Genomic DNA, 24,030 nt, shown 5'->3' on the forward strand with positions numbered 1-24,030 from the left:
GGGTGGTGCTGACACCGGTGCCGGGAAAGACCCACACAAGCCTGGCGCGCGTCCTCGACGACCTCGGGGACGTGCTGCTGGAGCCTGTCGCGGGGGTGCGCGGGTCCAGGGATCTCGGTGGTGTGGTCATCCACGACCCGTTCGACACCTCGGAGTTCCCGGCCCGCGCGATCGTGCTCGGTGTCGGCGTCCGCGAGCCGGACGAGGTGATCCGGCTGCTGCTCGAATGCGGCGCGAAGCAGGCAGCGGCGCTGGTCGTACGGCTCCCGTTCGACCCGGCGCCCGAGGTCAGGCGTGCCGCGGACAAGTCCGGTGTCGCCTTGCTCGGCCTGGCCAACGGCGCGTCGTGGGCTCAGCTCGCGGCGCTGCTGCGCACACTGCTCGCCGAGGGTGATGTCGGCGGGAGCGCGCAGACGCTCGGCGGCATCCCGTCCGGCGACCTGTTCGCGCTGGCCAACGCCATCGCGTCGTTGCTCGACGCACCCGTGACCATCGAAGACCCGTCGTCACGGGTGCTCGCCTTCTCCGGCCGCCAGGAGGAGGCCGACGAAGGTCGCATCGAGACGATCCTCGGCCGCCAGGTCCCCGAGCGGTACACGCGCGGTCTTGAACGCAATGGAGTCTTCGACCGGCTGTACCGAGGCACCGCACCGGTCTACGTCGACCCGGACGAGCAGGACTTCGAGATGGCGGTGCCCCGCGTCGCGCTCGCGGTGCGTGCGGGTGACGAGATACTCGGGTCGATCTGGGCCGCGGTGCCGGGGCCGTTGAGCGAACTGCGCACCCAGGCGTTGATCGACGCGGGCAAACTGGTCGCGCTGCACATGTTGCGGTTGCGCGCGGGCGCGGATGTCGAGCGTCGCCTGCGTGCCGAACTGGTCGGCACCGCTTTGGAAGGCGGGACCGCGGCACCCGAGGCGATCGCCCGGCTGGGACTGCTCGGGCAGCCCGCGATCGTGCTCGCGATGGGACTGGCCGGGATCGGCGACGACGACGTCCGCCGGGTCGCGGACCGCCAGCGCATCGCGGACGCGTTGGCCATGCACTTGGGCGCGGTCCAGCCGCGGTCGGCGGTCGCGTTGGTCGGCGACGTCGCGTACGCGATCGTTCCCATGCCGGTGACCGATTGCCGGGACCGGTCGGTGCGGCTCGCGTCGACGTTCCTCGAACGGACCGGGCGTCGGGTCACGGCGGCGATCGGCATCGGCCCGCTGGCTCCGGATGGGCCGGGATTGCGGCGCTCGCGGGATGGGGCCGATCGGGCTTTGCGGGTGCTGCTCACGAATGGCGGCTCACGCCGGGTGGCCACGGTCGAGGATGTGCATGTCGACGCTTTGATGCTCGAGCTGGCCGATCTGGCGGCCGCGCGGGGAGATGTCGCGGCAGGGCCGGTCGCACGGTTGCTGGACTACGACGCCCGGCATCAGTCGCAGCTCGTGCATACGCTGCGGTGCTGGCTGGACGCTTTTGGGGATGTGGTCACGGCTTCGGCCATGGCTTTCGTGCACCCGAACACTTTCCGGTACCGGTTGCGGCGGCTGGCCGAGGTGGGGGAGATCGACCTCGACGACCCTGGGCAGCGGTTCGCCGCGATGCTTCAGTTGCGGTTGCTGCCGCAGCCGGGCCCGGATCTGTTGCCCAGGCCTGACGAGGGTTAGAGGTCAGTCGAGGCCTTCGACGATGCGGAAGTCGCGCTCGAAGCCGTCGGGGAGTAGGGCCAGCGCCTCCCGGTAGGCCGCACTCTCGTATGCGGCGACCGCCTGCTCGAAGCTGCCGAACTCGACCAGGACGACGCGCTCGGCGATTCCGGCTTCGTGTGCGACAACCCGGCCGCCGCCGCGGGCGAACGTCCGCCCGCCCGCGGCCTTGACGGCCAGACCGGCCAGTTCGTTGTAGGCAGCCAGCTTCTCGGGGTCCGCGATGGTGGGGTAGACGCTGACCCAGTAGCCCTTGGGCATGGAACCTCCAGTGTTGGAATGAGTGCTTCTGACTTACGGGTTGGTCTCGGGTGGGCGTCTGCGGGCGAGGGCGAGGCTTGTCAGCGTCGTGATCGCCATGGCGCCGATGCCGACCATCGCCGCGGTGGTGTAGGCGCTGTCGTCGGGGAAGAGGTGGCCGGGGCCGGTGCCCGCGGCGAGGATCAGGCCGCCGATGGCGCTGCCCAGTGAGTACCCGACGCTGCGGACGACGTAGTTGAAGCTCATGGCGCTCGACGTCTCGTTCTTGGGGGTGACGGCCAGGATGACGCCGGGCATGGCGGCCGCGAAGCTGCCGACGCCGAAGCCCAGCACGCCCATGGCCGCGAGCAGTTCGGCCAGGTTGGACCGGGCGGTGGCGAACAGGACGAACCCGCCGCCGACGATGGCGGCGCTGCCTGCCAGTAGCAGGGGGCCGTCGATCCGCGTCCGGACCCGCGGCGTCAGCTTGCCTGCGACGAACCCCAGCACGGAGAACGGGATGAGGACCAGCCCCGCCACGAAGGTGGTCAGTCCGAAGCCGTAGCCGGCGCTGTGCGGCGTCTGCGCGTAGCGGGTGATGAGCGTGAGCAGGAGGTACATGCCGCTCCCGCCGACGAACATGGCGATGTTCGCCCCGGCGACCGCCGGGTGCCGTACCGCCCGGACATCGACCAGGGGCGTCTTGGTTCGCAGTTCGGAAACGGTCCAGACGCAGAGCAGGAGTACGGCGGCGACGGCAAGGGTCACCGCCACGGCGAGGTGCCGGCTCCACAGGCTCCTCTCGCCTGCCAGGAACAGGACGAGGAGCAGCCCACCCGCCAGCACGAGCGCACCGGCCACGTTCACGTGAGCGGACCGGCCTTCGGGAGCTGCGGGCATGGAGCGCCACGCGGTCACGAAAGCGATGGCGGTGACGAGCAGGCCGAGGCCGTAGGCGGCACGCAGTCCGCCGAACTCGGCGAGCAGCGCGGCCAGCGGGTAGCCGACGCCGGCTCCGATGATGGAGACCACTGAGATCAGGGCGATCGTGGCCGCGCTGCGCTCCTCGGGAAGATGGTCGCGGGCCACGCCCATCATCAGCGCCGTGAGGCCGAGTCCGACGCCTTGGGCCGCTCTGCCCACGAGCAGCCAGGCGAACGGCAGCGGCAGCACAGTGAGCGCGCTGCCGACCACGACGATCGCCAGCGTGGCGAGAATCGTGGCCCGCCGGTGCGGACCGGCTCCGAGCCTGCCGAGTACGGGTGTGGCGACGGCGCCGCTGAGCAGTGCGATGGTCAGCGTCCACTGCGCGCTGTCGAGTGAGACGTGGAACGTGGTCGCCACGCTGGTGATGAGCGGCGTCCCGAGGCTGGCGACCGCCGCTACGACCAGTGCGATGAACATCAGGGCGGGGACCAGCAGACGTGCCTCGGAACGTGTCACGGCAGTGCTCATGGGCTGGTCCTGAGCTTGGCCGCGGGTCACCGGTCCGACTCCTCTCGGGCGCGGCTTTCGAGCTCCGCCAGATGCAGCAGCGCCGGAAGGGCGGCTGCCAAGGCCTCGACCTCGTCACCGCTGAGTTCGTCGATCAACCGCGCGTACGCGTCGACGCCCGCCTGACGTCGCGTCCGGACGTACGACGCGCCGGCCTCGGTCAGGCACACCAGCGTGACCCGCTTGTCGGACGGATCGCCCTTCCGCTCGACCAGCCCGGCTTCCTCCATCACCCGGACCAGGACGGTCATCGCGGGCTGGGTGACGCCCTCGGCCACCGCCAGATCGGTGATCCGTCGTGGGCCGGTCTTGTCCAGGGTGGCCAAGGTGGCGGCGGACGTCAGGCTCATGTCGCGGGGAAGGCGTCTCACGGCCCTGGTGGCCAGGCCATAGAGGGCTGACCCGATGGCATCGGAAGCGCCGTGCGCGGCGTCTCGGCGACTCACGCCCGAAGCATAGCAGGTTTATATGAAGTATTTATGTATCTCCCGATCAGGGTTCGGCTCAACTGACGGGCGTGCTCGCTTGCGCTGATCTTCGCGAAGCCTGAGGGCTTGCGGTGAGCTTCTTTCGCTGGAGCGGCGGGGTCGCTCTCGGCTGTGGTGCTTGCTCCGGGTCTGGGGTCTGTTTGGGTTGGTTCCAGGGCGGTCCCGTATGAACATTTCCGCTGCTTGGGTCGGGTTGCGTGGTGGGTCGCTGCGGAAATATCCATACGGACCGGGGGCACGTTGTCGCGACCGTGTTGTGGCTCGCCGGGGTCCCGGACGGGGGTTGTGGTGGTTGCCTGGGTGGTGGGTCGGGCAGCCTCGGGCGTGGGCGTGATGACAGCAGTGAGGTGCGCCGGTCGTTGTGTGGGGTTTTCGCGGTTCAGTGGCCGGAAATCCTGCGCAAGCGCTGCGCCGTGGTCCGCGGTACGCCTACGTCCGGTGTCAGGTTCGGCTGGTGTGCAGGGTATGGCGGCGAGGAGCCCGTGCCGGGTCGATGAACTCCGGGGGAATGAACTCCGGATAGCCGTCGGCGGCGATGCGGACTTCCCAGTCGCTGGAGTGGATGAGGCGGTGGTGTCGGCCGCAGAGTAGGACCAGGTTGTCGATCTGCGTTTCCCCGTGATGTGCCCAAAAAACAATGTGGTGAGCCGTACAGCGCTGCGGCGGGGCATCACAGCCCGGGAATGCGCAGCCACCATCGCGGATCGCGAGCGCGAGGCGTTGTGCAGGGGTCGCCAGGCGCTGAGTGCGGCCGACGTCGAGGGGTGCGCCGTCGGCGTTGAGGGTGACGGGGATGATCTTGCAGTCGCACGCCAAGATCCGAGCCTCGGTCGCGCTGATATCCCCGACAAGGTCGAGACAGGCTCGCCCGATCCCGGTCTTGAGTTCTTCGAGGCCGATGGTGACGACGACGTGGACGCTGTCTCCGGCTTGGGTGGGGATTTTGGGGTTGGTCATGCCGATGGCGACGAATTCGGCGAACGCGTCACCGAGGCGTTCCCATTGTGATCGGGTGTCCCGGCCTTCTTCTTCGGTGGCGGGGCGCGGTTTCGCGAGTGGGTCCAGGGTGGCTTTCAGGCGGGCGATGGTTTCGGCGTCGGTTTTGATCTTCACGCCGTGGGTGCCGTCGCGGTGGGTGATGAACCCGAGTTCATGCCGTGGTGCTGTGGGGTCGGGGTCTTTGGGTTCGCGTCCGTCGGGGTCGAGCCGGTCCCGCAGGTTCGTGGCGGCTTGGGTGATCTGGCGTGGCCCGGCGGTGCGGGCGAGGTCGACGAGGATCTGCTCCCCGGTTTCGCGTTCCTCCGGAGATATCCAGGCGGGTAGTGCGGCGAGTCCGGCGATGATCGGATCCAGCTGCGCCGCCCCCAAATCCCCCTCCAACGCCGCGGCCGCGGCATACGGTGCCAGCGCGGGAATCCTCGTCCCACCGTCCTGACGCGGGTTCAGCGCACGAGCACGATCGACACGAGCTTTCGCCTCGGCAGGTTTGATCTGCACCCAGTCGACCAGCGCCTGCGACAACACCGCATACCCGGTCACCTCTTTCACGCCACGGGATTCGATCTCCGCGAGGATCTGGCCTTGCTCGGCCTCCAGACGGCGCTTCTCCCGTTCCCGTGCGACGTAGTTCATGAGCAGCGCGTCCTTCTCGCAGCGCCACCACTCGGGCGGTGCTGCGACGGGAGGACTTTCGGTGCTGACCATGACTCCATCTTACCTGCGCCTAGAGGCATATGCCACTAGGTATAACAGGTTTTCTGCTTTTCTTGGTCTCGCGGGACCTCGGCCGGGGATTTCGGTACCCCGCAACGGATTGTGGCCAGCGTGCCCTCGGTCCGTATGGATATTTCCGCGGCGACCCACCACGAAATCCGGCCCAGGCGGCGGAAATGTTCATACGGGACCGCCCTGGAGCCAACCCATCAACCCAAAACCAAGGTGACCACTCGCCCACGATCTGGCCACGCGAGGCCAGGGGTCGTGAGTGTTTAGACCGGTTAGAACCGGCCGTACCACTCACGACCCCACGACGACCACGCCGCGTACGACCTCACGACGGCCCTGGCCGCTGCGAACACTCGCGAGGCCTGACTTGGTACGCGCGACCGGAAAATGCACCCAGGGTTCGTGGGCTCGTACGAACCCTGACCTGCACCGGATGTTCAGACTGAACGCCACGCCTTGCGCCGCAGGGGATCCGGATGGAGGAGCCGCCGATGTCGCCGGTCCGAACCGAGAATACGGCCGAGAGCACAAAGGACACACCCGAGCTGTGGACCACCCGGCGGATCAACCGGACCGCGCTGCTGACCATGGTCGTCATGCTGTTCGCCTGGTCGGTGGACTATGTCGACCGGTTCTCGATCAGCATGGCGCTGCCGTTGATCGGGCAGGAGTTCGGGGTCGGGAAGACCGAACAGGGCTGGCTCATCACCGTTTTCGCGCTCGTTTACATGGTTTGCCAGATTCCTGCCGGGTATCTGGCCGACCGGTTCGGGTCGCGGGGGCCGATGCTGGTCACGCTGATCATGTGGTCCGTCTTCACCGCTTTTTCGGGAATGGCGGGCACTTTCGGGATGCTGTTGGTTATTCGCGGGTTGTTCGGGGTGTGCCAGGGATGTTTTCCGGCTGCTTCGATCAAGGCGATCGCCGAACGGACCACGCCGGAGAACCGGGCGACCACGACCGGCGTGATGATGGCGGCCGGTGGGGTCGGGGCGGGTGTCGCCCCGCTGATCGTCGGGCCGTTGCTGGTGGCGGTCGGGTGGCGGCACACGTTCGTCTGGATCGCGGCCTGCGGGGTGCTGCTGGGCGTCGCGGTGTGGTTGATCCTGCCGAAGCCGTTGCCAGCCAAGCTCAGTGAGAACCGTAAGGAAACCCAAGCGCCGCAAGGGATCTCGCGTAAGCAGGTGCTTCGCTCGCCGATGATCTGGAAGTTCGCACTGCTGTTCTGCGTGAGCAACATGCTCGCCTACGGCCTGGTCACCTGGGTGCCGAGCTACCTGGTCGAGGTGCGGCACCTGCCGCTGGACCAGACCGGGGTGTACGCCGCCATCCCCATGCTGGTCGGCATCGGCACCACCATTCTCGGCGGCTGGCTGTTCGACAAGTACTTCCATGACAAGGCGCGCTGGTACCTGGCGGTGGTGTCACTGGTGACCGCTGCGCTGCTGGCGCTCATGGTCAACGCGAGCGGGACCGTCGAGTTCACCGTGTACGAGACGCTCGCCGTGGGTGTGTCGAGCATGGCGACCATGGCCATTTTCGGGCTTCCGTTCAGGGTTTTGCCGCCGGCGGTGGCGGGAATGGGCGCCGGGATCATCAACTTCGGCGGGCAGGTGGCCGGTGCGGTCGCGCCGGTGGTCATGGGGCTGCTGGCCGATCACTTCTCGTTCACTGCCGCGTTCGGGTTCCTCATCGTCACCACCGTGCTCACCGCGGTCGTCGCGTTCTGGGTGCCGCAGCACGCGGGCCAATTCAGCTTCCGGTAAGTCAGCGAAGGAGTTTCAGATGCGCGAGATCTTGGCACGCGCCGAGGAAGTGGGCGTCCAGGTGTGGGTGCACGCCGAGGACATCGACGGGCCTGGCCGGTTCGGCATCGGCGAGAGCGAGCCGGTGGTGACCGCGTCGGTGTTCAAGGTGCCGGTGGCACTGGAATTGGCGCGCCAGGCGGCGGCGGGCGAACTCGACATCGCCGAGCGGGTGACCGTCCCGCCAGGGCACCCGACGCCGAGCCCGTACGGCCTCGCGACCTTCCAGCACGAGGTCACCATGTCGTGGGCCGACCTGGCGGTGCTCATGATCGGGATCAGCGACAACGTCGCGACCGACCTGATCCTCGCCAAGATCGGCATCCCGAAGGTCGCCGCGCTGCTCGACAAGCTCGACCTGCCGAACACGATCGTCACCAGCGACTGTGCCGAGTTGCTCGCCACGATCGGCGAGGACTTGGGCGAGCCGTACCTCGACGACGAGCTGCTGCTGGCGAAGCTGCCCGTCGAGCGGCTTCTCAAGCTCCGCGCCCTGGACCCCAAGCAGAACCGGGGCACCACTCCCGAGGAGATCACCAGGCTGCTGAGCCTGATCTGGCGTGACGAGGCCGCGCCGCCGCAGGCATGCGCGGACGTCCGGCGCTGGACAGGGCTGCAGGTCTGGCCGCACCGGCTGCGCTCCGGCTTCCCCGACGACGCCATCAAGGTCAGCGGCAAGACCGGCACGCTTCCGCTGATCCGCAACGAGGTCGGTGTCGTCGAGTACCCCGACGGCGGCCGGTACGCGGTCGGCGTCTTCACCCGCGCCGTCGACGCCCGCGCCAGGGTGCCGGAGCGCGACGCGTTCATCGGCTATGCCGCCGCGCAGGCCGTCGGCCGGCTGCGAACCCACTCAGGACAGGAGTAAGACCAGTGTCGAAACTGCAGGAAATCGGTACCTGGCTGGAAAGCAGGCTGCCCGCGCTGCTCGCCGAGAACAAGGTGCCCGGCGCGGCCGTCGCGGTGTACGCGGGCGGTGAGATCGTGGAGGCCGCCGCAGGTGTGCTGAATCGGAACACCGGCGTCGAGACGACCACCGACTCGGTGTTCCAGATCGGCTCCATCACCAAGGTGTGGACGACCACGCTCGCCATGCAGCTCGTCGACGAGGGCGAGCTGGACCTCGACGTCCCCGTCCGCGCCTACCTGCCGGACTTCAAGCTCAAGGACGAGGAAGCCGCCGCCCGCGTCACCACCCGCCAGCTGCTCAGCCACACCGCGGGCTTCGAGGGCGACATCTTCACCGACACCGGCCGCGGCGACGACGCCATCCAGAAGCTGGTCGACACCTTCGCCGACGTGCCGCAGCTGTTCGCGCCCGGCGAGTTGTTCTCCTACAACAACGCCGGCTTCTGCGTGCTCGGCAGGCTGATCGAGGTCCTGCGGGGCAAGCCGTTCGCCGACTGCCTCACCGAATACCTCGTCACCCCGCTCGGCCTCACCCACGTGGCGCCCAGCCCGTACGAGGCGGTCCGCTTCCGCGCCGCGCACGGTCACATCCAGGCCGAACCGGACGCCGAACCCGAGCTGGCGCCCGCCTCGGTGCTCGCGCCGTCGAACGCGCCCGCCGGTTCGATGCTCGCCATGCGCCCGCGTGACCTGATCACCTTCGCCGCGGCGCACCTGCGTGACGGTGAAGCCCCCAACGGCACCCGCGTGCTGAGCGCGGAGAGCGCCCGCGCGATGCGGGAAACCCAGGTCCAGGTGCCGTTGACCGGCCTGCTCGGCGATACCTGGGGACTTGGCTGGACGCTCTACGACTGGCCGGGCGGCCCGGTGCCTGGTCATGACGGCGGCACGATCGGCCAGAGTGCGTTCCTGCGGACCGTTCCCGGCAAGGACGTCGCGGTCGTCGTGCTGACCAACGGTGGCGCCGTGATGGCGGTCGCCCAGGAGATCCTTGCCAAGGCACTGTCCGGCCTGGCCGGTGTCGATGTGCCTGCGTTGCCGGTGCCCGACGCCGCGGCCTCGCGCGTCGACGCCACCCGCTTCGTCGGCGAGTACGCCTCGTCCGTCGACCGCACCGTGATCAGCCAGGACGAGGACGGCAGAGTCTGGATGGAGAAGTTGCCCAAGGGCATCTTCGCGGACCTCCTCGTACCCAGCAAGATCGAGCTGGTCGCGTTCGGCGAGAACACGCTGATCCCGCTGGAGCCGATACAGGGCATCTACCTCCCGCACTCCTTCATCGGTGACGACGGCGAAGGCCGCGCGCTGCTCCTGCACGCCGGCCGCGGCGTTCTGCGGGTGACCGCATGAGCGCCGTCGAAGCGGAGATCGAGCAGGTCTTCGCGGACGCCGGCGCGCGAGGTTTCTTGTACGCCAAGGAAATCGGCGGCGAGACCGAGGTCTCCGTCGGCGGGGACGACCAGGTGGTGCTGGCGTCCGTGCTCAAGATCCCGGTCGGGGTCGCCTACGCCAGGGAGGTCGTCGCCGGACGCCTCGACGAGACCGCGCGCACCAAGGTCGGCGCGCGGTACCGCATCGGCGGCATCGGCACCGCCGGCTGCGCCGACGACGTCGAGATGAGCTGGCGTGACCTGGCGCTGCTCATGCTGACCATCAGCGACAACGCGGCCACCGATGTGGTGTTCCACCGCGTCGGGCAGGAGGCCGTCGACAAGGTGCTCGCCGACCTCGGGCTGGGCCGCACCCGGATCCTGGGCTGCTGCGAGGACCTGGGCAAGTCGATGCTGGACGACCTCGGCGCCGCCGAAGGCGACGACGAGATGGCGGTGCTCGCGGCGGCCACGCCCGAGCAGATCTGGAAACTCGCCGTGCTCGACCCCGAGCGCACGACCTCTTCCACGCCAAGGGAAACCGCCCGCCTGCTCGAAGCCATCTGGACCGACGAGGCGGCCGAACCCGCGGCGTGCGAACGGGTCCGCTCGATCATGGCCAAGCAGGTCTGGCCGCACCGGCTCTCCTCCGGTTTCGGCGACGAGGTCGGGGTCGCCGCGAAGACCGGCACCTTGCCCTCTGTCCGCAACGAAGCCGGCGTGGTGTCCTTTCCGGACGGACGGCGGTTCGCGGTCGCCGTGTTCACCCGCGCCGAGTCACTCGACTTCCGCCTGCCCGCGGTCGACGCCTCCATCGGCAAGGCCGCCAGGCTCGCCGTCGACCACCTGATCGGAGCGACCCGATGATCCGTCTCTGTACCGCGGTGGTCGCCGCGGTGGCGCTCACCAGCGCCTGCGGCACCGGATCCGGTGACCCGGCGAACCAGAAACCGGTGGACGGCAAGACGTTCAGCTTCGGCATCGGCTCCGATCCCGGCAACCTCGACCCGCATATGACCGTGCTCTCGGTGACCAACCAGGTCGTCCGCTTCCTCTACGACACCCTGATCGACCTCGACACCGGCGGCAAGCCGATCCCGAGCCTCGCCGAGAAGTGGGACGCGACGACCACCACCGCGTCGTTCACCCTGCGGCCCGGCATCACCTGCTCCGACGGCTCGCCGCTGACCGCGGCCACCGTCGCCGCGAACATCGCCTTCGTCGGCGACCCGGCGAACAAGTCGCCGCTGCTCGGCGTGATGATCGCGCCGGGAACCAAGGCGACGGCCGACGAGGCGAGCCGCACGGTCGTCGTCACCAGCGGTGCGAAGGACGCCTTCCTGCTCCGCAACGTCGGCAGCCTGGCGATCGTGTGCGACAAGGGACTCAAGGACCGCAAGCTGCTCGCGAAGGGCGAGAGCGGCTCGGGCATGTTCGCCATGTCCGAGATCGTGCCGAACGACCACTACACACTGACGCGCCGCAAGGAGTACACCTGGGGACCCGGCCAGTGGAAGGCCGAACCGGGCCTGCCGGACAAGGTGAATCTCCGGGTGATCTCGAACCACACGACCTCGGCCAACCTGCTGCTCTCCGGTGAGCTCAACGCCGCGGCCATTCCGGGCCCTGACCGCCAGCGGCTGGAAGCGCGCAAGCTCTTCCACAGCGACTACACCACGGCGCTCGGCGAGATCTTCTACAACCAGGCCGAGGGCAAGCCGGGCAGCGACGAAGCCGTCCGCCGGGCGCTGACCCAGGCACTCGACCTCCCGCAGCTCGCCAAGGTGCTCGCCGCGGGCAGCGGGAAACCGGCGCAGGGCCTGGTCTCCGCCGAACCGGTCGTGTGCGCGGGAGACACCGTGAAGGGCAACCTCCCCGCGTTCGACCAGACGGCCGCGAAGTCCACATTGGACGCCGCGGGCTGGAAGGCCGGGCCGGACGGCATCCGGGTCAAGGGCGGCAAGAAGCTGGCCATGACGGTCATCTACGGCACGCAGCTCGGCCCGACCATGGCGTCGACCGCGGAACTGATCCAGCAGGCGTGGAAGGCGATCGGCGCCGACGTGACGCTCAAAGGCGTCGACAGCCCAGGGATTTCGACGCTGCTGTTCGGCACCGGCGAATGGGAGGTGTCGCTCGGCCCGATCGGGCTCACCCTGCCGAGCCAGGCGGTGCCGTTCATGTCCGGCCCGTCCGCGCCGGACGGCACGAACTTCGCACACGTCAAGAACGCCGAGTACGAGCGGATGGTGACCGAGGCGGCCGCGGTGCCCGGCGAGGCAGGCTGCCCGACCTGGCTGGCCGCCGAGACCGCACTGATCAAGAAGGTCGACGTGGTGCCGTACGCCGACTCCGTCGTCCCGTACTTCGGCAGCGGCGCGAAGTTCGTGGTCAGCTTCGCCAGCATCACCCCGTCGTCGATCCGGATGTACGCCTCATGACCACGGCGGTACGGCCCGGCACACGGGTCAGCCCGTGGCCGGGCTTCGCCGCCAGGCGCCTCGGCCGGTTCGCCGTGTCACTGTGGGTGCTGGCCACCGCCGCGTTCGCGATGATCCACCTGGTGCCGGGTGACCCGGTCCGCGCGTCGCTCGGCATGGGCGCGCCCGCCGAGCTGATCCGGTCCCGGCGGGAGGCGCTCGGCCTCGACGATCCGTTGTGGCTGCAGTACCTGCATTACCTGCGCGGGCTGTTCACCGGCGAGTTCGGCACCTCGATGGCCAGCGGGCAGCCGGTGGCCGAGGTGATCGGCGACCGGCTGCCGTCGACACTGCGGCTGGCGGTGCTGGCGTTCGCGCTGGTCGTGGTGGTGGCGGTGCCCCTCGGCGTGCTGTTCGCGGTACTGACCCGTGGTGGTCGCCGTCGCGGTGGCGAGCTGGCTTTCACGTCGACGACCGTCGTGCTGGCGGCGATCCCGGAGTTCCTGCTGGCGGTCGGGCTGGTCGCGGTGCTCGCGGTCGGTCTCGGCTGGTTCCCGGTGGCGGGCAGCGCGGACGCCGCGTCGTTCGTGCTGCCGGTGCTGGCACTGGCGATCGCACCGGCCGCCGTGCTTTCGCGGATCGTCCGGGTCGAGGTGCTTTCCGTGCTGGACAACGATTTCGTCCGCACGGCGCGTGCCAAGCGGCTGCCCGCGTGGAAGGTGTACGCGCACCACGCGCTGCCGAACGCGCTGACCGCCTCGTTGACGCTGGGCGGCCTCATGCTGACCGGCATGGTCGCCGGGACGGTGCTGGTGGAGAACGTCTTCGCCTGGCCGGGGCTCGGTTCGACGATCGTCGCTTCGATCGTCGGCAAGGACTACCCGCTGGTGCAGGGGATCGTGCTGGTCTACGGCGCCGGCGTGCTGCTGGTGAACCTGCTGGTCGACGTGCTGCTCGCGCTGCTCGACCCGCGCTCGACGATTCGGGAGGCTTGAGATGAACCGGCTCCGGGACGCGGCGCGGACCCCCGTCGGCGCGTGCGCGGCGGCACTGCTGGTGGCGATGGTGGCGCTGGCGGTGTTCGCGCCGATGATCTGGGGTGACGCCGCGTCGGTCGTCGACACCGACGCGATCGCACAGGCACCGTCCGGGGCGCACCCGTTCGGCACCGACGCGCTCGGCCGCGACATTCTCTATCGCACCTTGGTGGCGACCCGGCTTTCGGCCGAACTCGCCTTGCTCGCCACCGTGATCGGACTGCTGGTCGGCGTCGTGCTCGGCACGGTGCCGACCGTGCTGCCGCGACGGGCGGCACGGCTGCTGGTCTCGGCGGTCAACATCGCGGTCGCGTTCCCCGGTCTGCTGCTGGCGCTGTTCCTCGCGGCGATCATCGGCGTCGGCACGGACGGCGCGGTACTGGCGATCGCCTTCGCCATGGCTCCCTCGTTCGCCAGGCTCGTGCAGACCCTCTCCGCCAGCGTCGCGGGCCGCGATTTCGTCGCCGCGGCAAGGGTTTCCGACGTGGGCAGGCTGCGGCTGCTGACCAGGCACGTGCTGCCGAACATCGCCGAGCCGCTGGTGGTGAACGCGACCATGGGCGCCGGTTCGGCGTTGCTCGCGTTCTCCGGGCTGTCGTTTCTCGGCATCGGCGTGCAGGCGCCGGACTACGACTGGGGCAGGCTGCTGCGTGAAGGTCTCGACGGCGTCTACGTGAACCCGGCCGCCGCGCTCGCGCCCGGCGCCGCGGTGGTGCTCGCCGGGCTGGCGTTCAACCTCGCCGGCGAGACCGTCGCCGCGCTGGTCGGGCTGCGCACGCCTGCCTCGAAGCGCAAGGCGGGCAAGCCACCGGAGCCGCATGCTCCCGCTCCCGCGGTGGTGGCGGGGGAGAACCCGGTGCTCGTCGTCGAGAACCTGCGAGTGGCTTTCCCGGGGCAGGGCGGCTGGACGGCCCCGGTGCGGGGCGTGAGTTTCGCCGTTCAGGCAGGGGAAGCGGTGGGCGTGGTCGGTGAGTCGGGCTCCGGCAAGAGCCTGACCACGCTCGCGGTGTCCAGACTGCTCGAAGCGCCTGCCAAGGTGACCGCCGATCGGCTCGAGTTCGACGGGACGCCGCTGGAGTCCACTTCGGACAGAGTGCTCGGTACCTCGCTGGCGATGGTGTTCCAGGACCCGATGTCCTCGTTCAACCCGACCAGGCGGATCGGCTGGCAGCTGGCCGAGGTTTCCCGGCAGCACCAAGGGCTTTCGCGCAAGGACGCGCTCAAGCGGGCGGTCGGCCGGCTGGCCGCCGTGCGGATACCGGACGCCACGCGGCGGTCCAGGCAGTTCCCGCACGAGTTCTCCGGCGGCATGCGCCAGCGGGCGATGATCGCCATGGGCCTGATGGGCAAACCGAAACTGATCGTGGCCGACGAGCCGACCACCGCGCTCGACGTCACCGTCCAACGTGAGGTGCTGCGGCTGCTGGCTCGCACGCGCCGGGAAGAAGGAGCGGCGATCCTGTTGATCAGCCATGACATCGCGGTGGTCTCCCAGACCTGTGACCGGGTGCTGGTGATGTACGCCGGGAGGATCGTCGAGGAACTGCCGACCGCCGGGCTGCCCGGCAACGCGCGGCACCCGTACACGCGGGCACTGCTGGCCACCGTTGTCGACTTGGCGACAAACCGCGACGCCCCGCTGATGGTGATTCCAGGGCGTCCGCCGGAGCCGGACCGGATGCCCGCGGGCTGCGCGTTCGCCGATCGGTGCCCAAAAGCCGGAATCCGTTGCCACACCGAAGATCCGGTGCTGACCGGGGACGCGCACCGCGTCGCCTGCTGGCATCCGCATGATGAGGACGTGCCGCTCCACGCGTCGGCGATAGCGGGAGGTCCGGTATGAGCGCGCTCGAGTTCGAGGCGGTCAGCGTGCGCTACGGCGAGCTGGCCGTGGTCGACGAGGTCAGCCTGACCGTCCCGTCCGGTCAGGTCGTCGGACTGGTCGGCGAATCCGGGTCGGGCAAGTCGACGCTGTCCAGGACGGCCGTCGGGCTCGTCGCGCCGAGCTCGGGGCGGGTGCTGCTCGACGGCGTCGACGTGCGGGCGCTGCCCCGGCCGCAGCCGGTGCGGATGGTGTTCCAGGATCCGTATTCCTCGCTGAATCCCCGGATGCGTATCGGTGACGCCATCGCCGAAGCGATGCCGCGCCGGGCGCCGGGGAAACCGGCCGAGGTGGCCAGGCTCCTCGACCTCGTCGGGCTCGACCCCGACCGGGCAGGGCAGCTCCCGGCCCGGTTCTCCGGCGGGCAGCGGCAGCGGATCGCGCTCGCGCGTGCGCTCGCCGGCAACCCCAAGGCGTTGATCGCCGACGAGATCACCTCCGCGCTCGACGTCTCGGTGCAGGGCGCGGTGCTCAACCTGGTCCGCGAGCTGCAACGGCGACTGGGCCTTTCGATGCTCTTCATTTCGCACAATCTCGCGGTCGTCCGGTATGTCAGCGACTTCGTCGCGGTGATGTACCAGGGCCGCATCGTCGAGGCGGGCCCCGCCGAGCAGGTGCTGACCGATCCACAGCACGAGTACACGCGCGAACTGCTGGACAACCACATCCCGACCGTCGCTTAAGGAGGCAGCCGCATGACCCGGCGCCTGAACACCGATGACCTCTACGCACTCGCCTTCCCGGAGCAGCCCGCGATCGCGCCGGACGGCAGCCGTGTCGTGTACGTGCTCCGCACCGCCGACCGCGAGGCGGACGCCGACGTCCGCACGCTCTGGCAGGTCGGAACCGACGGCGGCGACGCCGTTCGGCTGACTCGCGGCAAGGCGGACCGGGCGCCCTCGTTTTCCCCGGACGGCACGAAGATCGCGTTCCTGCGCGAGCGGGATGTGTGGCTGCTGCCCGTGGCGGGTGGCGAGCCGGAACAGCTGACCAAACTCCCGCTCGGCGCGGGCACGCCGGTGTGGAGCCCGGACGGTTCCGCGCTCGCCTTCACCGCTCCGGTCGACATCGCCGCGGGTGAAGGCGAGGACGACGCCGCCCGCGAGCGGCGCGCGGCCGCGCCGGTGGTCGCCGACCGGCTCGGGTTCAAGGCCGACGGCGCCGGGCTGGTGCGGACCATTCGCACGCACCTTCATGTCGTCGAGGTCGCGTCCGGCGAGGTCCGGCAGGTCACCGAGGGGGACTGGCACGCGGGCGATCCCGCCTGGTCACCGGACGGGAAGCGGCTCGCGTTCCCGGCTTCGATGGACGACGACGCCGACCTGACTTTCCGCTCCGCCGCGTACGTCGTGCCCGCCGACGGGTCCGGCGACCCCCGCCTGATCGGGTCGGGCACCGGCCAGTCCGGCGCGGTGCGCTGGACCGCCGACGGCTCCGCGCTGCTGGTCGTCGGTGCTCGTGACACCCGGACCGGGCACATCGAACTCCTGCGCGTGCCGCTCGACGGCGGCGAGCCCGTCAACGTCGCCGCGGCACTCGACCGCAGCCTGATGCCGGGCGGCCCCGGCTATCCCGGCGCGCTGCCCCTCGCACTCGAAGACGGCTCGGTGCTGTTCTGCGTGCGCGACCGCGGGCACACCCACCTCTATCAGTCGACCGACGCCGCGCCGCGCCGGATACTGGGTGACGCGACGACTTCAGTGTCCGGTTTGGACAGTGCGGGCACCACCGCGGTCACCGTGCTCGCCACGCCGGAGTCCTACGGTGAGATCGTCGCCGTAGACCTGACCGACCGCACCATCACCCTGCTCACCTCGCACGGTTCCGCCCCGGAGGACGTCGAGCTTTTCGTTCCGCGGGAACGGGAATTCGCCATCTCCGACGGCACGACCGTGCACGGCTGGCTGATACGCGACCCCGCGGCCGAGGGCCCGCAGCCGCTGCTGCTGGACATCCACGGCGGGCCGCACAACGCCTGGAGCGGCGTCGCCGACGCGATCCACCTCTATCACCAGGAGCTGGTGGCGCGCGGCTGGTCGGTGCTGCTGCTCAACCCACGAGCCAGCGACGGCTACGGCGAGGCGTTCTTCACCGGTGCGGTCGGGGAGTGGGGCACGGCCGACGCGAAGGACTTCCTCGAACCACTGGACGACCTCGTCGCCGAAGGCCTCGCGGACCCGCGGCGCCTGGCCGTGTCCGGGTACAGCTACGGCGGCTACATGACCTGCTACCTCACGAGCCGCGACAACCGGTTCGCCGCCGCGGTCGCGGGCGGGGTGGTCAGCGACCTGGTCAGCCTGGCGGGCACCGCCGACTGCGGGCATTTCCTCGGCGTCGCCGAAATCGGCGCGAATCCGTGGGAGGACCGCGAGCGCTACCGGAAGTCGTCGCCGATCGAAGGCGTCGAACAGGTCCGCACGCCGACGCTGATCGTGCAGGGCGAAGAGGACCACCGGTGCCCGGTCGGACAGGCCGAGCAGTGGTTCACCGCGCTGCGTGAGCTGGACGTGCCGACCGAGCTGGTGCGTTACCCCGGCGGCTCGCATCTGTTCATTTTGGACGGTCGCCCGTCGCACCGGATCGACTTCAACCGCCGGATCGCCGAATGGGTCCAGCGGCACGCGGTCGCGCCGGGTACTCCCGTGCGCCGCCCGATCGACGCCGCGCACTGGCAGCGGCGGCTGACCGCGCTGGCCCGCAAGCACGGCGTTCCCGGTGCGGCACTGGGCATCCAGCGTGACGGCGAGCCGATCTGCTTGAGCACCGGCCTGCTGAACACGGCCACCGGTGTCGAGGCGACCCCGGATTCGGTGTTCCAGATCGGGTCGATCAGCAAGGTCTGGACGTCGACCGTCGCCATGCAGCTCGTCGACGAGGGCCTGATCGAGCTGGACGCGCCGATCGTCGACGTGCTGCCCGAGCTGCGGCTGGCCGACCCCGACGTGACCAAGCAGGTCACGCTGCGGCACCTGCTCACACACACCAGCGGCATCGACGGCGACGTGTTCACCGACACCGGCCGCGGTGACGACTGCCTGGAGAAGTTCGTCGAGGTGCTCGGCGACGCCGCGCAGATGCACCCGCTCGGCGCGACCTTCTCCTACTGCAACTCGGGTTTCGTGCTGATGGGCAGGGTGATCGAGAAGCTCACCGGCAAGACCTGGGACGAGGCGCTGCGCGAGCGGATCTTCACCCCGCTCGGCCTGAAGAGCGCGACCACGCTGCCGGAAGAGGCACTGATGTTCCGGGCGGCCATGGGCCACGTCAAGGTGGACGGGGAAGTCCGCCCGGGGCCCGCGTGGGGATTGCCCCGTTCGGCGGGCCCCGCCGGTCTGATCACCGCGTCGGTCGAGGACGTGCTGGCGTTCGCGCGCCTGCATGTGGATGGCGGCAAGGCGCCCGACGGAACCCAGGTGCTGAGCGAGAACTTGGTCGAGCAGATGATCGAGAAGCAGGTCGATCTGCCTGACAAGCACAGTATCGGTGACTCGTGGGGGCTCGGCTGGATCCGATTCGACTGGGACGGCGAGCTGCTCTACGGCCACGACGGCAACACCATCGGGCAGTCGGCGTTCCTGCGGATCCTGCCCTCGCAAGGCCTGGCAGTCACCCTGCTCACCAACGTCGACGGCGCCGCCGACCTCTACCGTGAGCTGTACGGGGAGATCTTCACCGAACTGGCCGACCTCGAGATGCCGGTTCCGCTGGAGCCGCCGGCCCAGCCATCCACAGTGGACTCATCGCGGCATCTCGGTGTCTACGAACGGGCATCGGCCCACATCGAGATCTTCGCCGAGGACGACCGGGTGCGGATGCGGTACACGAGCACCGGCCCACTGGCCAACCTCATGCCGGAACCTGTGATGGTGAGCGACCTGGTGCCGGTCTCCGACGGCCTGTACGCGACCCGTGAGCCGGGTAAGCGTGCGTGGATGGCCGTCGTGTTCTACGAGCTCCCGACCGGTGAGCAGTACCTGCACATGGGTGTCAGGGCGACGCCGAAAGTCGCTTGACCGCAAGGGTTTGTGAGCGCCGACGCCCGGTGGCGCTCACAAACCCGGGCCCCTAGGCCGAGCGGGTACGCGAGTTGGTCCGTTCGGGGATCGGCCGTCGCGAGCACTCCGGACGATCATCGATTCGCCGTACCGTGTCTCCGGCGGAGGAGGCCTTATGACGAATCGTTACTCGTGCACGGTGTGCACCGGAACCTTTGACCAGCTGCCATCGGCCGCGAAACCGGTGTGCGCGCACGGCGGGGACCTGGTTCCGATTCCTGTTTCCGATCAAGCCGCGACCGGCTGTTTTGACCGTCCGCGGTTCAATGGTTCGGTTTTCGCGCGGCAGAACTTCGTTTCCTCGCTGGGGCGGGGAAGATTCGACTGCCGCTATGACCAGCACACGGGCGTCATGGACGTCATCGTCAAGATCGACCTCGGCGCCGGCGATGTCCCGCAGGCCGAGCAGCAGGCGCTGGCGGCGAAGTTCAAGAACCGCGTGCCCGCGTACTGGAACGACCGATGGACCTTCCGGTGCAGGCGGCCCGGCTGGACCGACCTGCCACCGGTCACCTGCCGCTTCCAGGTGGAAGTCGTTCCACCAGGCCAAAGTCACTTCACGCTGGCGTTGTCCCGCCCGAAGGAGGACCCGGCGAAGGTCCAGAAGGGTCGTCCGATCTACCTTCGTGAGTGCCGCGGCTTCCTTTCGCTCAAGCAGGTGACCAGCGGCAATCCGCAAGCCAAGGATCAACTGGATCTCCTGGATTTCCATCTGGACGACTTCGCCCACGTCCTCGCGGCGCAGATCATCACCACCCATGAGCGAAAACGGCTGCAAACCGCCATGGCGTCCATGTGGAACTACTTCACACTGCCCTTGCGGGTGCGGCGGGACAATCAGGACACCACCATCTCGGCTACCGTGAGCGCCCTTTTCCTGGGATTCGACGGCGAGATCACGTCCACCCTCGCCGACAAGCTCACCGATTTCTCCAAGATCGCGGGCCGTCGAGTGCCGGGAACCCGTGCCGTGCCCATCATCATTTCGCCGCCGGGCGACAAAATCGTGGAGAAACGGGAGGACTGGGACGCGCAGGCCAGGCGCGTGGTGGAGTTCCTGCAGAAACTTCCCGACGGGAACACGATCGCGCTGGGCTCGCCGATCCCCGAGGCGGTCACGCTGACCATCCGGATCGACGAGGAGCTGGAGCAGAGTGATCTCAACGATCTCCAGTACAACGTCTCCGTGCACGAATTCGGCCATATGCTGGGGCTGCCCGACGAGTACGAGAACCCGGAGGACTCGCCGGGCGCCAAGCCGGACGATCGCGCCAAGGCGATGGTGAAGGCCGAGTACCTCAAGCTCTGCCAGCTGGCCGGCCTCGCGGCGCCGAACTTCCCGTCGCACACTTCGAGCATGATGAGCGACGGGATGACGGTGCTTCCGTTCCACGCGGTCACCGTGTGGGACGCGCTCTGCAAGCTGACCCAGCCCTACCTGGCGCCTCACCATTGGGAGATCCGCGCGGTCTGACGCCTCTGCTGGTGGGGCTAGCACCACCATCGAGCCGCGTGGCTCGTGCACTGTGCGCGTCCCGGATCCTTTCTAGCCTTTGGCACAGAGGATTCGGGACGACCACAGGAGAGATTCGCGTGATTCGCATCGCAGGTGTCAGCAAGACGTACGGGAAGGGCGCCAACGCGGTCCACGCGCTTCGCGACGTGTCGTACCTCTTCCCGCCGGGCACCTTCACCGCCGTGATGGGCCCGTCCGGATCCGGCAAGAGCACCTTCCTGCACTGTGCCGCCGGGCTCGACCGGCCCGACTCCGGGTCCGTGCACCTGGGTGACGCCGATCTCGCCAAGATGAACGAGCGCAAGCTCACCGAGCTGCGCCGCCAGCGCATCGGGTTCGTCTTCCAGGCGTTCAACCTGATCAGCTCGCTGACCGTGCGCGACAACATCCTGCTGCCCGCGCGGCTCGCGGGCACCAAAGCGGACCAGGGCTGGTTCAAGCAGGTCGTGGCCGAGGTCGGTCTCACCGACCGGCTGCACCACCGGCCGGGCGAGCTCTCCGGCGGCCAGCAGCAGCGCGTCGCGATCGCCCGCGCGCTGGTGACCAGGCCCGACGTGGTGTTCGGCGACGAGCCGACCGGCGCGCTGGACACGACGACCGGCGGCGAGGTGCTGGCGCTGCTGCGCCGCGTCGTCGACCAGCACCAGCAGACGGTGATCATGGTCACGCACGACCCGATCGCCGCGTCGTTCGCCGACCGCGTGGTCTTCCTTGCCGACGGCAGGCTCGTCGGCCATCTCGACCGCCCGACCGCGTCCGCCGTCGCCGACCGGATGACCCACCTGGCCGAGCAGGGGGCCGTCCGATGCTGAGCCTCGCGATGAAGACACTGCGAGCGCGCAAGGGCGCGTTCGCCGCGGCCTTCCTTACCTTGCTGGTCGCGTCCACCCTGATCACCGCGTGCGGCTTGCTGCTGCAGACCGGTATCGCGGGTGGCGTGCCGACCGAGCGTTATCGCGGCACCGACGTGGTCGTCACCGCCGACCAGTCCTTCCGTACCGAAAAGCCTAAGAAGGAACGGTTCGAACCTGAAACGCCCGACAGTCCGAGCGACCAGCTGAAGGAACGGATCCGCCTCGACCCGGCTCTCGTCGCGAAGATCGCGGCCGTGCCCGGCGTGCGCTCGGTCGTCCCGGATGTGTCGTTCCCGGTCACCCTGGGCAAGCAGACACCGGGCGCGCCGCTGCTGGGGCACGGCTGGGACAGCGCGCAGCTGACCCCGTTCGAGCTGAAGTCGGGCCAGGCTCCGCAGCGCCCCAACGAGATCGTGGTCGACCAGCGCGCGGGCCTGAAGGTCGGCGACAGCGTCGATGTCCAGGTCAACGACGCCCCGGTGCGATATCAGGTGTCCGGCGTCGCCGAGCCTGCTGCCGGCTTCGCGAAGCAGTCGGCTGTCTTCTTCACCCCGGACCGCGCCACCGAACTGGCCGCGACCGGCGGCCGCGTGGACGCGTTCGGTGTACTCGCCACGCCGGGCACCTCGGTGGACGCACTCCAGGAGTCCATCGAAAAAGCGTTGCCGGAAAAGGGTTTCGAGGTCCGCACCGGCTCCGACCGCGGCGCGGGCGAGTTCATCGGCGACGGCAACGCACTCGCTTTGCTGCTGGCGCTCGCGGGTTCGTTCGGCGGTATCGCGCTGATGATCGCGGTGTTCGTGGTCTCCAGCACGCTGGCGCTGTCCGTCCAGCAACGCCAGCGCGAGATGGCGCTGCTGCGTGCGATCGGCACCACACCCGGCCAGCTCCGCAAAATGGTCTGCGGTGAGGCGTTCGTGCTCGGCCTGCTCGCCACGGCGATCGGCTGCCTGCCCGGCTTCCCTGTCGGCACCTGGCTTCTGGAGATGTTCAAGTCCTTCGGCATGGTGCCGAAGGAAGTCGAACTGGTCAACGGTCCACTCCCCGCCGTGGCGGTGGTCGTGGCTCTCGTCGCCGCCGCGGTACTGGCAGGACTGAGCGCGGCCCGCCGCGCGGCCAAGACCCGTCCGACTGAGGCACTCGGTGACGCCGCGGTCCAGCGCACCCTGATCGGCAAGGGCAGGCTCTTCACCGGGCTGGTGCTGGCCGCGGGCAGTGTCGCGCTGCTGATCGTGTCGGCGTTCCTGAGCGGTGTCGCGGCGGCGGGTGCCGCGAGCGGTGTGGCGATCCTGTTGATCATCGCGATCGCCGTGCTCGGTCCTGTCGTGGCCAAGGTGATCGCCTTCGTCGCGGCGCCCCTGATGCGCCGCTACCGGGTCGGCGGCTACCTGGCCAGCGCGAACAGCACCACCAACGTGGGCAGGCTGGCAGGCTCGATCGTGCCGCTGGTGCTGGCGATCGGCTTCGGCTGCGTGGCCATGTTCGTCCAGACCACGCAGGTCCGGGCGGCCGAGGAGAGCGGCAAGACGAGCATCACGGCGGACTACGTTCTGACCGCGCCCCAAGGCATCCCGGCCTCGGTCACCGGCGAGATCGCCGCGGTCCCCGGAGTCTCGTCGGTCACCTCACTGCGCCAGACCCAGCTGAAGGAAGAGCTCCCGCCGGGCAGCGAAGCCATGAACGACCCGATCGACACGATGGTGGTCAGCCCCGGTGACGTCGGCAAGACCCTCGACCTGCGCCCGTCCCAGGGCGACCTGACCAAGGTCCGCGGCAACGACATCGCGGTCTCCGCGGCGACCGCGTCGAGCCTGGATGTCTCACTCGGCGGCTCGGTCAAGCTGCGCCTCGGCGACAGCACGCTGGTGGAGCTGCGGGTGGTGAGCATCTTCGATCGGGAGCAGGGGCTGGGCAAGATCGTCGTGGACCGGGCGCTCGTGGCCGGGCACACCAACAGCCAGCGTGACGACCAGGTGCTGATCAAGGCCGATCCGTCGGCGCTGGCGGCTTTGCGGGCCCAGTTCCCGGATCTCTCGGTCGCCGACGGGGCTTCGGTCGAGGCGGCGCGGACGGGTGCCTTGCGCGCCAACATGTGGATCAACCTGCTGGTGGTCGGGATCATCATGCTCTACACCGGCATCGCCGTGGTGAACACCTTGGTCATGGCCACCGGCGCCCGCCGCCGGGAGTTCGCGCTGCTCCGCCTGGTCGGCGCCACCCGCAGGCAGGTACTGCGCACGACCCGCTGGGAGAGCGCGCTGGTGGTGGTGTCGTCGATCGTGCTGGGCTCCGCGGTCGCGGCCGCGACGCTGGTCCCGATCAGCATCGCGCTGAGCGGCTCCCCGATGCCCTACGTCCCGCCGGCGCTCTACTTCGGCCTGATCGGCATCGTCGCGATCCTCGGCTTGGTGGCCACAGAAATCCCGGCCCGCCTCGCCCTCCGGCTCAAGCCCGTCGAGGCGATCGGCATCAAGGAGTAACCCGCGGCTCGGGGGTCGTGAGTGGTACGGCCGGTTAGAACCGGCCATACCACTCACG

General features: G+C 69.2%; 16 protein-coding genes and 1 pseudogene. 13 read left to right on the forward strand and 4 right to left on the reverse strand.

What is annotated here, in order from left to right:
* Positions 1–5 precede the first annotated feature (5 nt).
* Positions 6–1,658: a PucR family transcriptional regulator gene (locus ACFV15_RS20130; RefSeq protein ID WP_378352004.1), complete on the forward strand. Its 1,653-nt coding sequence runs from the start codon at positions 6–8 to the stop codon at positions 1,656–1,658.
* A gap of 3 nt (positions 1,659–1,661) precedes the next feature.
* On the opposite strand, the gene ACFV15_RS20135 is transcribed toward ACFV15_RS20130, so the two are convergent.
* The 4 genes from ACFV15_RS20135 to ACFV15_RS20150 form a co-directional block, all read right to left on the reverse strand.
* A complete protein-coding gene (locus ACFV15_RS20135) occupies positions 1,662–1,958 on the reverse strand; it encodes a DUF1330 domain-containing protein (RefSeq protein WP_378352005.1) in 297 nt (98 codons plus the stop codon).
* 33 nt (positions 1,959–1,991) lie between these two features.
* The gene (locus tag ACFV15_RS20140) at positions 1,992–3,392 is read right to left on the reverse strand and encodes an MFS transporter (RefSeq protein ID WP_378352006.1); all 1,401 of its coding nucleotides are present in this window, start codon (positions 3,390–3,392) and stop codon (positions 1,992–1,994) included.
* A 26-nt stretch (positions 3,393–3,418) separates the two neighbouring features.
* A complete protein-coding gene (locus ACFV15_RS20145; RefSeq protein ID WP_378352007.1) occupies positions 3,419–3,877 on the reverse strand; it encodes a MarR family winged helix-turn-helix transcriptional regulator in 459 nt (152 codons plus the stop codon).
* 483 nt (positions 3,878–4,360) lie between these two features.
* Positions 4,361–5,623 (reverse strand): DUF222 domain-containing protein, encoded by a 1,263-nt coding sequence (locus ACFV15_RS20150; protein WP_378352008.1) that lies wholly within the window; start codon positions 5,621–5,623, stop codon positions 4,361–4,363.
* 512 nt (positions 5,624–6,135) lie between these two features.
* Here ACFV15_RS20150 and ACFV15_RS20155 point away from each other — a divergent pair.
* The 12 genes and pseudogenes from ACFV15_RS20155 (at position 6,136) to ACFV15_RS20210 (ending at position 23,972) form a co-directional block, all read left to right on the forward strand.
* Positions 6,136–7,410, forward strand: coding sequence for an MFS transporter (locus ACFV15_RS20155; protein WP_378352009.1), 1,275 nt, complete (start codon positions 6,136–6,138; stop codon positions 7,408–7,410).
* Positions 7,411–7,429: 19 nt separating this feature from the next.
* Positions 7,430–8,317: a serine hydrolase gene (locus ACFV15_RS20160; protein WP_378352010.1), complete on the forward strand. Its 888-nt coding sequence runs from the start codon at positions 7,430–7,432 to the stop codon at positions 8,315–8,317.
* A 5-nt stretch (positions 8,318–8,322) separates the two neighbouring features.
* On the forward strand, positions 8,323–9,708 hold the full coding sequence (locus tag ACFV15_RS20165; protein ID WP_378352011.1) for a serine hydrolase domain-containing protein: 1,386 nt from the start codon (positions 8,323–8,325) through the stop codon (positions 9,706–9,708).
* Positions 9,705–10,595: a serine hydrolase gene (locus ACFV15_RS20170; RefSeq protein WP_378352012.1), complete on the forward strand. Its 891-nt coding sequence runs from the start codon at positions 9,705–9,707 to the stop codon at positions 10,593–10,595. The genes ACFV15_RS20165 and ACFV15_RS20170 overlap by 4 nt, the downstream gene beginning before the upstream one ends.
* Positions 10,592–12,169, forward strand: coding sequence for an ABC transporter substrate-binding protein (locus ACFV15_RS20175; protein ID WP_378352013.1), 1,578 nt, complete (start codon positions 10,592–10,594; stop codon positions 12,167–12,169). Before ACFV15_RS20170 ends, ACFV15_RS20175 begins: the two co-directional genes overlap by 4 nt.
* Complete coding sequence (locus tag ACFV15_RS20180; RefSeq protein ID WP_378352014.1) at positions 12,166–13,143, forward strand: ABC transporter permease; 978 nt, start codon at positions 12,166–12,168, stop codon at positions 13,141–13,143. The genes ACFV15_RS20175 and ACFV15_RS20180 overlap by 4 nt, the downstream gene beginning before the upstream one ends.
* A 1-nt stretch (position 13,144) precedes the next feature.
* Complete coding sequence (locus ACFV15_RS20185) at positions 13,145–15,028, forward strand: dipeptide/oligopeptide/nickel ABC transporter permease/ATP-binding protein (protein ID WP_378352015.1); 1,884 nt, start codon at positions 13,145–13,147, stop codon at positions 15,026–15,028.
* A pseudogene (locus ACFV15_RS20190) lies at positions 15,025–15,723 on the forward strand (ABC transporter ATP-binding protein); the annotation flags it as partial. The gene ACFV15_RS20185 and the pseudogene ACFV15_RS20190, both read left to right, overlap by 4 nt.
* 39 nt (positions 15,724–15,762) lie before the next feature.
* Positions 15,763–19,080: a serine hydrolase gene (locus ACFV15_RS20195; RefSeq protein ID WP_378352016.1), complete on the forward strand. Its 3,318-nt coding sequence runs from the start codon at positions 15,763–15,765 to the stop codon at positions 19,078–19,080.
* 157 nt (positions 19,081–19,237) lie between these two features.
* A complete protein-coding gene (locus ACFV15_RS20200; protein ID WP_378352017.1) occupies positions 19,238–20,596 on the forward strand; it encodes a hypothetical protein in 1,359 nt (452 codons plus the stop codon).
* Between the two features lie 122 nt (positions 20,597–20,718).
* Entirely contained in the window at positions 20,719–21,450 is a 732-nt protein-coding gene (locus ACFV15_RS20205; protein WP_378352020.1) for an ABC transporter ATP-binding protein, read from the forward strand.
* A complete protein-coding gene (locus ACFV15_RS20210; RefSeq protein WP_378352018.1) occupies positions 21,444–23,972 on the forward strand; it encodes an FtsX-like permease family protein in 2,529 nt (842 codons plus the stop codon). The genes ACFV15_RS20205 and ACFV15_RS20210 overlap by 7 nt, the downstream gene beginning before the upstream one ends.
* Positions 23,973–24,030: the final 58 nt, after the last annotated feature.

It is taken from the genome of Amycolatopsis sp. NPDC059657 (genome assembly GCF_042734395.1).
Classification (GTDB): domain Bacteria; phylum Actinomycetota; class Actinomycetes; order Mycobacteriales; family Pseudonocardiaceae; genus Amycolatopsis.